We start from the raw sequence: 13,374 nt of genomic DNA, 5'->3' as shown, positions 1-13,374 counted from the left end.
TGATGCCATCCATCGCCGTCTTCCGGCACGATGCATATTTGCGCTACTGGATCATGCGCCAGGCGAATTCCGCCGCGCGCCAGATGATGGCGGTGGCGATCGGCTGGCAGGTCTATGACATTGCCCGCCAGACGCGCTCAGTCGAAGAATCCGCCCTGATGCTGGGTCTGGTCGGGCTGGCGCAATTCGCACCAGTCCTGCTGCTCTCTCTGGTCGGTGGCCAAGCGGCCGACCGGCTCGACCGCAAGATGATCCTGGTGGTCTCCAATATCGGCCGCGCCCTGTGCATGCTGGCGCTAGCCGCGAGCCCGTTCCTGGCAGGCCCGACCGCGCTGTGGCTGATCTACTCGACCGCACTGGCGATGGGGGTGATGCACGCATTTTCACCGGCCGCGTCCGGGGCCCTGTTTGCGCGCCTGATCCCGCGTGATGAATTGCGTCAGGCCATCGCTTGGAATTCGCTCGGCTTCCAAGCCGCCGCGATCATCGGCCCGGCCATCGCCGGCCTGCTCTACATCGCTGGCCCGACCACGGTCTATGTCGCCAGTTTCGTGCTTACCCTGATCTCGATCTATGCCATTTGGAGCGCCCAAACGCCGAAGCACGAGCATGTTCGCGGCGTCAATGGCCGCGCCTTGATCATTGAGGGCCTGCGCTATGTGCGCAATAATCCGGTCGTGCTCGGCGCGATCTCGCTCGATCTGGTCGTGGTGTTGTTTGGCGGCGTTACGGCCCTGCTGCCAGTATTCGCACGCGACATTCTCCACACTGACACGGTCGGGCTCGGCCTGTTGCGCACGGCGCCAGCGGTTGGCGCCGCGTTCATCGCCCTGTGGCTGGCGGCCAAGCCGCTGACGCGCCATGTCGGCGCCTGGATGCTCGGCGCGATCGCGATTTATGGCGTTGCGATGATCGGGTTCGCGCTCTCGAGTGTTCTGCTGCTGTCGATGGTGGTGCTCGCTATCACCGGAGCGGCCGACATGATCTCGGTCTATATCCGCCAGTCGATCATTCAGCTCTCGACGCCGCAAATCATGCGCGGCCGGGTCTCGGCGGTCGAGTTCATGTTTATCTCGGCGTCCAACGAGCTGGGCGAGTTTGAATCCGGCGTCGCGGCGCGGTTTCTCGGCCCGGTCGGCGCTGTGCTGATGGGCGGCGTGCTGGCGCTGGTCACGGCGGCCAGCTGGTTCAAACTGTTTCCCGACCTGTCCAAGACTGACGAGCTGAAACCTGCCGACGAGGAATAACCGCGAGCGGCGATGACGGCCCGGCCGCCATCGCCATCCCGCTTGAGACTATTCGCCTGAAGGCTTGGTCTTCTTCTTCGCTTTCTTCAGCACGGCTCCACCCGGAGCGGCACTTTCGGTCGGCGAGCGGCGCTTGATCGGGGCCGTGGCGACACCGGGATCCCAAGGCGCACTCGGACGCGGCGAACCGGCCTTGGCGCCGGGTTTGCGATCGGCGCTGAACGGCTTGGAACGCGGCTTGGCCGGCGCGCCGCTTTCACCAAAGCGAGGTTTGGGCTTCGGTGCGTAGGGCTTGTCGCCATCAGCGCGGGGTTTTGGTTTCGGCGAATACGGCTTGTCGCCGTCGGCGGCCCGCGGCTTGGCTTTTGGCGCATAGGGCGCGGTGAATGCGGCATCGTCATGCGACTTGCCCTGATAGGGTTTGTCCGACTTGCCGGCATAGGGCTTGGGCCGCGGTGTGAAATCGCTGCCGCTCTCGCCATCGCGGGCCGGTTTTGGCCGGCCGGTATAGGCAGCGGGTTGGCGCGGCGTGCGTGGACGGTCGAGCGGCGCGTCGGCACCACCTTCATCGCGGGTGATGCGGATCGACTTTTCGCCGCCGCCCGCCTTCTGGACGGCCTCCATGAAACGGTCAGAGGCCGAGCCGAGAATTTCGAAACGGCTTTCCTCCTCGCCGATCTGGATTGCACCGATTTCACGCTTGGTGATATGGCCGAGACGGCAGATCAGCGGCAGGATCCAGCGCGGTTCGGCACGGTGTTTGCGCCCGGCGGTGAGGCGGTACCAGACGCTGTCGGTGAAGGGCTCGCGGCGCTTTTCAGGTGCGCCGCCGCTGTCATTGGAATAATTGCTGCCGGGGCTTTCAATCAATTCCTCGGCAGACGGCATGTCGGCCTGGCGGCGATTGAGGAAGGCGGCGGCGATCTGTTCGGCCGGATAGCGGGCGAGCAATTCCTGCGCCATGGCGATGGCGGCTTCGTCATAGGTTTCCGACAGCGACGGGTCGGACATGACGCGTTCGCGATCTTTTGCGGTGATGTCTTCCAGGCTCGGTGCGCTGCCCCAACCCGCTTCAATCTTGGCATCGCGCAGCAGACGCTGGGCGCGACCACGCCGGGTGTGCGGCACGATCAGGACGCAAGTGCCTTTCTGGCCTGCGCGTCCGGTCCGGCCGGAGCGGTGCAGCAGGGTGTCGCTATTGGTCGGCAGATCGGCATGGATCACCAGTTCGAGGCCCGGCAGATCAATCCCGCGCGCCGCGACATCGGTGGCGACGCAGACGCGGGCGCGGCCATCGCGCATCGCCTGCAGCGCCGAAGTGCGGTCCTTCTGGCTCAGTTCACCGGACAGGGCGACGACCGAGAAGCCGCGATTGCCAAACCGGCTTGAGAGCCGGCTGACCGCTTCGCGCGTTGCGCAGAACACAATGGCGCTGGGGGCATCATAGAAGCGCAGCACATTGATGATGGCGTGTTCGCGATCGCTCGGGGCGACGGCGAGGGCCTTGTATTCGATATCGCTGTGCTGGGCGCGCTCGGAAACGGTCGAGATGCGCAGGGCATTGCGCTGATAGCGCTTGGCCATGTCAGCGATGGAACGGGGAACTGTCGCCGAGAACATCAGCGTACGGCGGGTCGAAGGTGCAGCGTCGAGAATATATTCAAGATCTTCGCGGAAGCCGAAATCGAGCATTTCATCGGCTTCATCGAGCACGACGGCGCGCAGGGACGACAGATCCAGCGCTCCGCGTTCGAGATGGTCGCGCAGACGGCCCGGCGTCCCGACAACGATATGACAGCCCGCTTCGAGCGCACGGCGCTCAGTGCGTGTGTCCATGCCGCCGACGCAGGTGATGATGCGGGCGCCCGTCTCGGCATAGAGCCAGACCAGTTCGCGCTGGACCTGAAGTGCCAGTTCGCGGGTTGGTGCGACGACAAGCGCCATCGGTTCGGCACCGCGTTCGAAGCGCTCGGCCTCCCCGAGCAGGGTCGGGGCGATGGCCATGCCGAAAGCGGCGGTTTTGCCAGAGCCGGTCTGGGCCGAGACCAGAAGGTCGGCACCATCGGCTTCCGGCGCGAGCACCGATTCCTGGACTTCTGTGAGGGTCGCAAAACCCTTCTTTTCAAGCGCGCGGGCCAATGCCGGCGCAATGCGGGTATTCAGTGACATGAGGTCAATTTCCAATCCGGGCGCGTGTTAGCTCCAGATCATGCCTCATGATGCCAGCGTACTGGCTCGGCCGACTGGTCCGATATTCGGGGAACGCGTCAGCGCCCCCTTAACACGGCCAAACCAGTTATGCACATTTTATATTGCGCTGCAGCAGAGCGCGGTTGAGCTCAGATTTTCTGGCCGGTCGCATCCCAGTCAGCCAGGAAGCTCGCCAGACCCTTATCGGTCAGCATGTGCTGGGCCAGAGATTTGACGACTTCTGGCGGAATGGTGGCGACATCGGCGCCGGCAAGGGCGCAGGCCTCAACATGGGCGGGGGAGCGGATCGAGGCGGCGAGGATTTCGGTCTCGAAACCATAAATATCGTAGATCGCGCGGATTTTGTGGATCAGCTCCATGCCGTCAACTCCGAGATCGTCGAGACGTCCGATGAAGGGCGAGATGAAGCTGGCGCCGACCTTGGCCGCGAGCAGGGCCTGATTGGCGGAAAAACACAGCGTGACATTGGTCGCGATGCCTTCGTCAGAGAAAGTGCGGCAGGCTTTCAGCCCGTCCCAGGTCAGAGGCAGTTTGACGGTGACATTGCTGGCGATCTGCGCCAGCAGCCGGCCTTCGCGCAGCATGCCCTCCACATCCATCGCCACGACTTCCGCTGAAACCGGCCCGGGAATGATTTCGCAAATTTCGGCGATGACTTCGCGGAAATCGCGGCCGGACTGTTTGATCAGCGAGGGATTGGTTGTGATGCCATCGACAAGGCCGGTCGTTGCCAATTCGCGGATTTCGGCAATTTCAGCGGTATCGATAAAGAATTTCATGACGGCATCACCCCGGGTAGCCCGCCGCTCCATGCGAAACGGCAACCGGCTGAGCTTAGCCGACCGGCCTCAGCCGACAAGCCTGAACGCCAGCATGGCGTGTGATGTCACTGAAACCCTACATGGCCTCATTCAGCTGGTGCCTTCGGCTTGATCTTGTGAATGCCGAGCATGTCGAAGGCGGCCTTTTCGTAGAAAGGCTCGCCGGTGCCGCTGCGTATCTTGCCCATGAAATAACTCTCGAAGGCTTCCTTGGCCATGTGGACCCATTTGCCTTCCGCAGCCCAATTGACATTGCGCGGCGGGATTTGCGGCATGGCGACAAAGGCGACGCCGCCATCGCCGAAATCGGCGATACAGATGGCATTCCAGGTCGCCTCATTGACGGGCTCCTTGCCATCCATCACGGCGCGCATATTGCGGGCGGCGGCCACGACCATGGATTCGATCATGAAGCCGGTTTTGGGCACGCCGACCGGAACGGCGTAGTTGCCGACCGGCGGTATCGCGATGCATACCCCGATACCGTAGATATTCGGGAAGGTCGGATTGCGTTGCGACTTGTCGACGATGACAAAGCCGCGTGGATTGACTAGGCCTTCGATGCCGCGAAGCGTCGGGATGCCGCGGAAGGGCGGCAGCATCATCGAGTATTTGAACGGCAATTGATGCGTCTTGGCGACGGAGCCGTCCTCGGCAACCTGCTCGACATGCATCATGCCGTCTTCAACCTTGGTGACGCGGGCGCTGGTGATCCATTTGATATGCCGGTTTCGCATTTCGCTTTCCAGCATGCCCTTCGTATCGCCGACGCCATCGAGGCCGAGATGGCCGATATAGGGCTCGGAGGTCACGAAGGTCATCGGCACCTGGTCGCGGATTTTGCGGCGGCGCAGATCGGTTTCCAGGATCATGGCGAATTCATAGGCCGGTCCGAAGCAGGATGCGCCTTGCACCGCGCCGACGACGATCGGGCCCGGATCCTTGACGAAATCATCCCAGACGAGTTTTGACGTGGCCGCATGATCGACATGGCAGACAGATTGGGTGAAGCCATTGTGCGGGCCCAGCCCCTCGATCTCGTCAAAGGCGAGCTCGGGGCCGGTGCAGATCGCGAGATAGTCGTAGGTGACCGTCTCGCCATTGGCGAGGTTGATCGCATTCTCTTCTGGACGGAGCTTGGTCGCGGCAGAGTGGATGAAATTGATGTTCTTCTTCGCGAACATCGGGGCCAGCTCGACCTTGATCTGGTCGGGCTGACGCCAGTCGACGGCGACCCAGGGATTGGAAGGCGTGAAATGGAAGGTCGCGCTATCGCTGATCACGGTGACGCGATCGGTCTTGTTGGCCTGCTTGCGGGCCTCGAGCGCCATCGGCACGCCACCCAGTCCGGCTCCCAGTATAACGATATGTGCCATGTCACGCTCCTTCAGTGTTGAGGGGAGCCGCTTCAGCCTGGCAGGCTATCGGCGGCGATGCAGAAGTCTTGCTTCAGGTGCTTGAGAATCCCGTGGCAGCGCTCGTCCGCGATCGAATAATGGACCTGCAGCCCGGATTTTCGGCCGGCGACCAGGCCTTCGCTGCGCATCTTGGCGAGGTGTTGCGACATCGCCGATTGCGACAGATCCGCCATCTCGCACAGCTCCGACACCGTCGCCTCGCCGACCGCCAGACGACACAGGATCAACAGCCGCTTCTCGTTCGCGAGCTGTTTGAGGAAAGCGGCCGCGTCTCCGGCCTGTTGTTGCAGCTCGGCGAAATTCCGGTCATCGAGGGGCTGATTGAGGGGCGCGGTCATGAGGACTCCAAACATTAGTTGACACTAAAATATCTTTCACTACATTAGTTGTCAATTATGTTTTCTTCATCTCCAGGGAGATACCCCGATGAGCCTGCGCGAGCTGGACCCCAAGACCGCCCTCGAAGCGGTGCAGTCGAAAAAAGCCGTCCTGATCGATGTGCGCGAACCGCGAGAATATGTCGCCGAGCGGATTCACGGCGCCTTGCTGTTTCCGCTCTCCACATTCGATCCGTCCGCCCTGCCGTTAGACAAAACGCGCGAGATGATCTTCCATTGCGGCTCCGGTAAGCGCTCCGCCGATGCTCTGGCGCGCTGCCGGGCTGCGGGCATCCCGATCACCGCCCATATCCGCGGTGGGCTGATGGCCTGGAAGCAGGCCGGGCTGTCAACGCTCGCCATTGACCCGGCAACGGGCGCAATAATCGACCCACAAGCCGGATGAGGCCTGCCATGCGACTGACCGGATTTATGCTCATCTCGGCCCTCGCGGCCTTGGCACTGCCGGCCGCGTCCGTTGCCCAGGCGGGCGAGGTCTACACCGTCGTTCAGCAGCAGGTCGTCGACCGTAAGGCTGTTTTTGCGACCGTCGAGAGCATCGATGTCGTGAGCGCGCGCGCCCGGATCGGCGGCACGATTGGTGAATTGCGGGTCGATGAAGGCGCGGCGGTCGAGGCCGGAGATATCCTTGCTATTGTCGTTGACGACCGGATCTCGCCGCAGATCGGCGCAATGAATGGCCAGGTCTCGGCACTTGAATCGCAACTGGCCCAGGCGCGGATTGATCTGACCCGGGCCCAGGATCTGTTTGACCGCGGGATTTTCCCGCAAGCCCGTCTCGATCAAGCGAATACCGCCGTCGATGTGCTCGACGGCCAGCTTGCCGCTGCGCGCCAGAACCGCAATGTCGTGGTGCAACAATCGCGGCAGGGCGATGTGCTGGCGCCGGCCTCAGGCCGTGTACTTCAGGTTCCGGTGACCTCGGGGAGTGTCGTGCTGCCCGGTGAGGCCGTCGCGGTGATCGCATCAGACCTCTATCTGCTGCGCCTGCGTCTGCCCGAGCGGCATGCCCGCAGCATTCACGAAGGCGATGCGGTGATGGTTGATGTATCCGATCTGACAGGCGATGTGTCGCCATCGGGCTATATCCGCCAAGTCTATCCGCAAGTCGAGGACGGCCGCGTGATCGCTGATGCGGTGGTCGAGGGCTTGGGCAGTTATTTCGTCGGCGAGCGCGTGCGAGTCTATGTCGCCGTCGATCAGCGTGCAGCCATTCTGGTGCCGGCCGATTATCTGACGACCCGCTATGGCGTTGACTATGTCCGGCTGCAACACGGTGACGGCTCGCAGACCGACGTCGTGGTCCAGCGCGGTCTCGAGAGCGCCGAGGGCGTCGAAATTCTTGGCGGTCTGGCCGCCGGTGACCTGCTGGTGCAGCCATGAAGCTCGGCCTGTCCGGAAACCTCACCAAGGCCTTCATCAACTCGCCGCTGACGCCGCTCATCCTGCTGGCCTCGCTGGCGGTCGGCCTGCTGGCACTGATGGTGATCCCGCGCGAGGAAGAGCCGCAGATCTCTGTGCCGATGGTCGATGTGATGGTTCGCACAGACGGGTTGCGCGCCACCGATGGCGTCGAGCTGGTGACCGAACCGCTCGAGGCGATCGTCCGCTCGATCGACGCGGTCGAGCATGTCTATTCCCAGACCAGTGACGATCAGGTGATGGTGACGGCGCGTTTTGACGTTGGCACCGACCCCGATACCGCCGTCTTGCGCGTGCATGACCGCATTCGCGCCAATATGGACCGGATCCCGCTGGGCATCCCCGAACCGCTCGTTGTCGGGCGCGGTATTGATGATGTCGCCATTGTCTCGCTCACCCTCTCGCCCAAGCCGGGCGAGGCTCAACACTGGGACGACAATGCGCTCTACAATATCGTTGAGGAATTGCGCGCTGCCGTGCTCTCGGTCGAGGATGTCGGACTGAGCTATATCGTCGGTGGCCGCGCTGACCAGATCCGGATTGAGCCCGATCCGGAGCGGCTGTCGCAATATGGCGTAACGCTGCAACAACTCGCGGCCCGCATCGCCGAGGCCAATCGCTCCTTTCCCGCCGGCGATCTCACGGCCACCGATCAAACCTGGTCGGTCATTGCTGGCCAGACCTTGCAGGGTATTCCCGATATTGGCCTGTTGCTGGTCACGACGCGCGATGGCCGCCCGGTCTATGTCCGCGATGTCGCGACGGTCGTGGTCGGCTCGATGCCGACCGATGCGCGCGCCTGGATGCTCAATCGTGAGGAGGGCGCCACCGAATGGAACCACCTGCCCGCCGTCACGCTGGCGATTGCCAAGCGTGAAGGTGCCAATGCGGTTGTCGTCTCCGAGCATATCCTCGAACGCGTCGAATCCCTTCGGGGCACGCTGATCCCCGACGGACTCGACGTCACCATCACCCGAAATTACGGCGAGACCGCGAATGAGAAAGCCAATGAGCTTCTCTTCCACCTCGCTTTGGCGACCATCTCCATCGTGCTGCTGGTCACCTTCGTGATCGGCTGGCGCGAGGGTGCCGTCGTGTTTGTCGTCATCCCGACGACCATCCTGCTGACCCTGTTTGCCTCCAATCTGATGGGCTACACGATCAATCGCGTCTCGCTGTTCGCTCTGATCTTCTCCATCGGCATCCTCGTCGATGACGCCATCGTCGTGATCGAGAATATTGCCCGCCACTGGGCGATGCGCGATGGACGCAGCCGCGTCCAAGCGGCGATCGAAGCGGTGGCTGAGGTGGGGAATCCGACCATTGTCGCGACCCTGACGGTGGTTGCGGCTCTGCTGCCGATGCTCTTCGTCTCCGGCCTGATGGGCCCCTATATGGCGCCGATCCCGGTCAATGCCTCGGCGGCGATGATCTTCTCCTTCTTTGTCGCCATGGTGCTCACCCCCTGGCTGATGAAAGTCATCGCCGGCGGCAAGCCCGACAAGCCCGGCGATGAGACGGCGCACGCGCATGAAAGCGAAGGCCCGCTCGGCCGGCTCTATCGCCGCGTCGCGACCCCCATCATTGCCACGCGCGCCCGCGCCTGGACTCTGCTGCTGGTGATCGGCGTGCTGACGCTGGGCTCGATGGGCCTCTTCTTCACCCGCACGGTGACGGTCAAGCTCTTGCCCTTCGACAATAAATCGGAATTCCAGGTCGTGATTGATCTGCCCGAAGGTGCGACGGTGGAACGCACCGAGCGCGTACTAACCGAGGCGGCTGACCGTTTGGCCGCACTACCGGAAGCGACCTCGATCCAGCTCTATAGCGGCACATCGGCGCCGTTCAATTTCAACGGACTGGTGCGCCATTACTATCTGCGCAACCGGCCCGAACTGGGCGATCTCCAGGTCAATCTGGCACCGAAATCCGAGCGCGACCGCGCCTCGCACGAGATTGCGCTCGAGGCGCGCCAATTGCTCGACGGTCTCGACATGCCCGAGGGCACAGTCGTGCGCGTTGCCGAAATCCCGCCGGGACCGCCGGTAATGGCGACCTTGCTGGCCGAGATTTACGGGCCCGACGCGGAAACGCGCCGCGCCGTCGCCACCGAGGTCCGTGCGGCCTTCGCTTCGGTGCCCTATATCGTCGATATCGACGATAGTTTCGGAGTGCCGCGGCCGCGCCTGCGGATCGCGATCGACCAGGACAGTCTGGAATTCTTCCAGGTCCAGCAGAGCGATGTCTATGACACCATCCAGGCCCTGATTGGCGGCATGCCGGTGGGCTATTCGCATCGCGGTGAGGGTCGTGATCCGATCGAAATCAGTGTGGCGCTGCCCCGGAGTGGACGCAGCTGGAGCGAACGTCTCGCCTCGACGCCGGTGCCCGCCAACGCCTTGCCAGGCGCCACGGGCGTGGTCGAGCTGGGCGATGTGGTTTCGGTCACCGAGGAGCCGGGCTCCTACCCGATCTATCGCCGCGATGGCCGCTATGCCGAAATGGTAATGGGCGAATTGGCCGGCGCCTATGAAGCCCCGATCTACGGCATGGGCGCCGTCGCCGACGCGCTTGATGCCCGGACCTGGAGTGAAGCGGTGCCGCAGCCGGTGATCCGTTTGCACGGCCAGCCTGCCAGCGATGCCGAGCCGACCCTGCTCTGGGATGGCGAGTGGGAGATCACCTATGTCACCTTCCGCGATATGGGGGCCGCCTTTATGGTCGCGCTATTGGGTGTTTATGTGTTGGTAGTGGCGCAATTCGGGTCCTTCCGGGTGCCATTGATCATCCTCACACCGGTGCCTTTGACCTTTATCGGCATCATGTTCGGTCACTGGATTTTCGGCGCCGCCTTCACCGCGACCTCGATGATCGGCTTTATCGCCCTGGCTGGGATCATCGTACGCAATTCGATCCTGCTGGTCGATTTCATCCGCCATGGCGCAGTCGAGGGCGAGCCTTTGCGCGAAACCCTGCTGCGGGCCGGCGCGATCCGCTTCAAGCCGATTCTGCTGACCGCGATCGCGGCGATGATCGGTGCTGTCGTCATCCTGGGCGATCCGATCTTCCAGGGATTGGCGATCTCACTCCTGTTCGGCCTGGCCTCCTCGACCCTTCTCACGGTCCTGGTGATCCCGGCCATCTATGTCGTCTTCAAGGATCCGGACGTGGCTTACGTCCCCAATACCGGTGATGAACCGGTCCAACCCCAAGGGAGTGCATCATGACTGTCGGACGCGCCGTAACGCTGCTTGCGGGCAGCTTCGTACTTCTTTCCATCGCCCTGGCTTGGCTGGTCCATCCATTATGGATCTTGCTGGCGGTCTTCGTCGGGCTCAATCTGGTGCAATCCAGCTTCACCGGCTTCTGCCCGGCCGCCAATATCTTTCGCGCGCTGGGTCTGCGTGGAGAAACCTGAGCCAAATCGGGCACTGAGCGGTCATCGAAGTGATTTGCCGGTTGCTTGCCGATGCGGTTATGCGGTCTGATTGATCAGAGACCAATCCCGCCTTCACGCCGCCGAAAGTCCAAGCGCCATGACCCTAGCTTCGAGCCCGCCACAGCGTGTCGTCATTATCGGTGCCGGCCATGCAGGCGGCTCCGTCGCGGCGCAGTTGCGACAGGACGGGTTTGCCGGAGCGATCACGCTGATCGGCGAAGAGCCGGTCGTGCCTTATCAGCGACCGCCGCTCTCGAAGGCCTGGTTGGCGGGCACCAGCAGCCTCGACCATGTCATCCTGCGGCCACAGGAGTGGTATCACGACAATGATGTCGATCTGCGGCTCGACACGTGCGTTGCCGCAATCGACCGCGTCGCCAAGCGCGTCACACTGCACGATGGCGAGGCGGTCGGCTATGATGCGCTGGTGATCGCCACCGGAGCGCGGCCGCGCGTGTTGGGCCTGCCGGGCGAGGATCTCGCTGGTGTGCTCAGCCTGCGCAGCCTCGCCGATGCCGAAGCGCTCAAGGCGGCGATGGTGCCGGGCAAGACCATCGTGCTGATTGGCGCCGGCTATATCGGCCTGGAAGTCGCGGCCACGGCCCGCAAGGCAGGGCTGAAAACGATTATCGTCGAACGCGAAATGCGCAGCGCCGCCCGGGTCGCCAGCGAGACGATGTCGAATTTTCTTGAGCGTTATCACGGCGATCACGGTGTCGAGTTTATCTTCAACGCCGCCGCGAAGGGCTTCTCCGGTTCCGGCAGCGTCAGCGCGGTCGAGCTGGCCGATGGCCGGGTTCTGGATTGTGATCTGGTGCTGGTCGGCGCTGGCGTTGTGCCCAATGACGAGCTGGCACGCGAGGCCGGGCTGGAGTGCTCCAACGGCGTCAATGTCGACGGCGAGGCCCGCACCAGCGATCCGGCGATTTTCGCCGTCGGCGATGTCTCCTTCCGGCCGCTGGAGCTCTACAACACCAACTTCCGGCTCGAGAGCGTGCCGAATGCGCTGGAGCAGGCGCGCTGTGTCGCCCATGTTCTGACCGGAAAACCACCGCATGCTCCGGAAGTACCCTGGTTCTGGTCGGACCAATATGATCTGAAAATCCAGCTTGCCGGCCTGCCGCTCGACGCCACCAGCCAGCTGGTGCGCGGCGATCCCGCGACAGGCAAATTCGCCGTGTTTCACCTGCAGGGTAATGTCGTGCGCGCTGTCGAAGCGGTCAATGCGCCGCCGGAATTCATGTTCGGCCGCAAACTGATCGCCGCCGGAACACGGGTCGATCTGGAACGGCTGGGAGATACCTCGCAATCGATGAAAGACGTTGTGCTCTGAGACCTGCCAGCTTGTTGCGCTGCACAAAACTCGTTGACCGCTTGCATTTCTGCCGCGAATTTCCGACCTCTAGCCTGACCGACCGACAAGAAGGACGCGGCGATGCCTGCCACTGACACCTCCGACGCCCGACCGACCCCCGCCGCATTGATGGAGGGCCTGGAGCGTCTGCTCTCGGTCGAGGAGCTCGACACCGATCTTTATCGCGGCCTGCGCAATCCGGGCGGCCAGGGCCGGGTGTTTGGCGGTCAGGTGATTGCCCAAGCGTTGATGTCAGCCGCCGCCTCGGTCGAGCCGGACCGGGTGGTGCATTCGATGCACGCCTATTTCATGCGGCCTGGCGATGAGGATTTGCCGATCATCTGCCGCGTCGAGCGCGATTTTGATGGCCGCAGTTTTTCCACCCGGCGCGTCGTTGCGATGCAGAAGGGCAAGCCGATCCTCAATATGGCGACCTCCTTCCAGGTGCCCGAAGAGGGGTTTTCGCACCAGGCTGAAATGCCCGAGGTTCCCCAACCGGAAGATCTGGTCAGTGACGCCGAACTGATCAAGCGCGAGAGCGCTGCACTGCCGGAAGCTTTCGTGAAGGCGATGACGCGGCCGCGGCCGATTGAAATGCGGGCGGTCAAACCCTGGTCGCTATTGCATCCGCAGAAGAGCGAGCCGGTCCGGCAGATCTGGATGCGTGCGGTGGGACCAGTGGCCGGTGATCAAATGATGCACCGCGCCATCCTCGCCTATGCATCTGACATGGCCTTGCTCAGCACCAGCATGCAGCCGCACGGCGTCAGCTGGATCAGCCCGAATATGCAATCGGCCAGTCTCGATCATGCCCTGTGGATGCATGATGATGTGAAGGCCGATGAGTGGATGCTCTACGTCACCGACAGCCCTTGGGCCGGCGCCGGGCGCGGCTTCAATCGCGGCCAGATCTTCGCCCGCGATGGCCGTTTGATTGCCAGCACGGCGCAGGAAGGCCTGATCCGTCAGCGCCGTAGCTAGAGCATTTTCATTGAATTCAAAGTCAATAAAAATACTCTAACTCTTTGTTTTGTCGCATTTTCGAACCGCAAAACCGGTTCCCA

General features: G+C 62.7%; 11 protein-coding genes. 7 read left to right on the top strand and 4 right to left on the bottom strand.

Annotation, left to right across the window (positions count from 1 at the left end):
• Positions 1–2 precede the first annotated feature (2 nt).
• Positions 3–1,247, top strand: coding sequence for an MFS transporter (locus AAC029_RS03085; RefSeq protein ID WP_339743900.1), 1,245 nt, complete (start codon positions 3–5; stop codon positions 1,245–1,247).
• A gap of 48 nt (positions 1,248–1,295) precedes the next feature.
• On the opposite strand, the gene AAC029_RS03080 is transcribed toward AAC029_RS03085, so the two are convergent.
• The 4 genes from AAC029_RS03080 to AAC029_RS03065 all read right to left on the bottom strand — a co-directional run bounded on the left by AAC029_RS03080 (position 1,296) and on the right by AAC029_RS03065 (position 6,035).
• On the bottom strand, positions 1,296–3,416 hold the full coding sequence (locus tag AAC029_RS03080; protein WP_339743830.1) for a DEAD/DEAH box helicase: 2,121 nt from the start codon (positions 3,414–3,416) through the stop codon (positions 1,296–1,298).
• Between the two features lie 170 nt (positions 3,417–3,586).
• Complete coding sequence (fsa, locus tag AAC029_RS03075) at positions 3,587–4,237, bottom strand: fructose-6-phosphate aldolase (protein ID WP_339743828.1); 651 nt, start codon at positions 4,235–4,237, stop codon at positions 3,587–3,589.
• 128 nt (positions 4,238–4,365) lie between these two features.
• Positions 4,366–5,655, bottom strand: coding sequence for an FAD-dependent oxidoreductase (locus AAC029_RS03070; protein WP_339743826.1), 1,290 nt, complete (start codon positions 5,653–5,655; stop codon positions 4,366–4,368).
• A gap of 32 nt (positions 5,656–5,687) precedes the next feature.
• Positions 5,688–6,035 (bottom strand): metalloregulator ArsR/SmtB family transcription factor, encoded by a 348-nt coding sequence (locus tag AAC029_RS03065; protein ID WP_339743824.1) that lies wholly within the window; start codon positions 6,033–6,035, stop codon positions 5,688–5,690.
• 88 nt (positions 6,036–6,123) lie between these two features.
• Here AAC029_RS03065 and AAC029_RS03060 point away from each other — a divergent pair, with 88 nt between their 5' ends.
• The 6 genes from AAC029_RS03060 (at position 6,124) to AAC029_RS03035 (ending at position 13,291) form a co-directional block, all read left to right on the top strand.
• A complete protein-coding gene (locus tag AAC029_RS03060; RefSeq protein WP_339743822.1) occupies positions 6,124–6,480 on the top strand; it encodes a rhodanese-like domain-containing protein in 357 nt (118 codons plus the stop codon).
• 8 nt (positions 6,481–6,488) lie between these two features.
• Positions 6,489–7,478, top strand: a complete 990-nt coding sequence (locus AAC029_RS03055) for an efflux RND transporter periplasmic adaptor subunit (RefSeq protein ID WP_339743820.1) — start codon at positions 6,489–6,491, stop codon at positions 7,476–7,478.
• Positions 7,475–10,744: an efflux RND transporter permease subunit gene (locus AAC029_RS03050; protein ID WP_339743818.1), complete on the top strand. Its 3,270-nt coding sequence runs from the start codon at positions 7,475–7,477 to the stop codon at positions 10,742–10,744. Before AAC029_RS03055 ends, AAC029_RS03050 begins: the two co-directional genes overlap by 4 nt.
• Positions 10,741–10,935 carry a DUF2892 domain-containing protein gene (locus AAC029_RS03045; protein ID WP_339743816.1) on the top strand — a complete coding sequence of 65 codons (195 nt, stop codon included), beginning with the start codon at positions 10,741–10,743 and terminating at the stop codon, positions 10,933–10,935. Before AAC029_RS03050 ends, AAC029_RS03045 begins: the two co-directional genes overlap by 4 nt.
• A gap of 118 nt (positions 10,936–11,053) precedes the next feature.
• Entirely contained in the window at positions 11,054–12,289 is a 1,236-nt protein-coding gene (locus AAC029_RS03040; RefSeq protein ID WP_339743814.1) for an FAD-dependent oxidoreductase, read from the top strand.
• Between the two features lie 102 nt (positions 12,290–12,391).
• The gene (locus tag AAC029_RS03035; RefSeq protein ID WP_339743812.1) at positions 12,392–13,291 is read left to right on the top strand and encodes an acyl-CoA thioesterase II; all 900 of its coding nucleotides are present in this window, start codon (positions 12,392–12,394) and stop codon (positions 13,289–13,291) included.
• Positions 13,292–13,374: the final 83 nt, after the last annotated feature.

The sequence above is a fragment of the uncultured Maricaulis sp. genome (genome assembly GCF_963975345.1).
Taxonomy (GTDB): Bacteria; Pseudomonadota; Alphaproteobacteria; order Caulobacterales; family Maricaulaceae; genus Maricaulis.
Note: the sequence above shows the minus strand (reverse complement) of the source record. Positions and strands in the feature narration are given on the sequence as shown.